The sequence below is a fragment of the Neisseria sp. P0021.S007 genome (assembly GCF_051956855.1).
Window position 1 is genome coordinate 1 of record NZ_JBQCXA010000408.1, and the last position, 756, is coordinate 756.

Annotated in this window: 1 protein-coding gene; it reads left to right on the forward strand. The window is 49.1% G+C overall.

Going from position 1 to position 756, the window contains the following annotated elements; all coding sequences use genetic code 11:
- Window positions 1-174: 174 nt before the first annotated feature.
- The coding region (locus tag ACTHUR_RS13680) for a heavy metal translocating P-type ATPase metal-binding domain-containing protein (protein WP_440399075.1) at window positions 175-756 on the forward strand (582 nt) is incomplete at its 3' end.

Consider the following 756-nt stretch of genomic DNA (forward strand, 5'->3'; position numbering starts at 1 on the left):
GTTACCGTTCATCATTTGATAAACGGTCAATACTTTGTTTTCCATATTTTTTATAAAATTCGACAGTCTATTAATTCAAAAGTAAATGAAATGAGGCGGAAAAACGCTTTTTGCTAAAATGTAACACCCTGAAACGATTGTTTCAGGCCGTCTGAAAAATAAATCGAACACATTATGACATCTTCCACACATCCCCAAAAAAACTGTTTCCATTGCGGACTTGAAGTCCCGGAGCATCTGCATCTGACGGTTCGTTTTGAAGACGAAGAACACGAAACCTGCTGCGCCGGCTGCCAAGCGGTGGCGCAGAGTATCATTGATGCCGGTTTGGGCAATTATTACAAACAGCGTACCGCAGACGCGGAAAAATCTGAATTGCCGCCGCCGGAAGTGTTGTCACAATTAAAGCTGTACGATTTGCCCGAAGTGCAGGCGGATTTTGTCGAGGTCGGCGCAGGGGATGAGCGCGAGGCGGTGTTGATGCTGGGCGGCATTACCTGCGCCGCGTGTGTGTGGCTGATTGAACAACAGTTGTTGCGCATGAAGGGCGTGGTGCGCGTGGATTTGAATTATAGTACCCACCGCTGCCGCGTGGTGTGGGACAGCGCCCACATCGAATTGTCGGACATTTTGCTGAAAATCCGCCAAACCGGTTATACCGCCGCGCCTTATGATGCGCAAAAAATCGAAGTGCAGGCGCAGAAGGAGCGTAAGCAGTTTATCGTCAGATTGGCCGTGGCCGGACTGGGTATGATG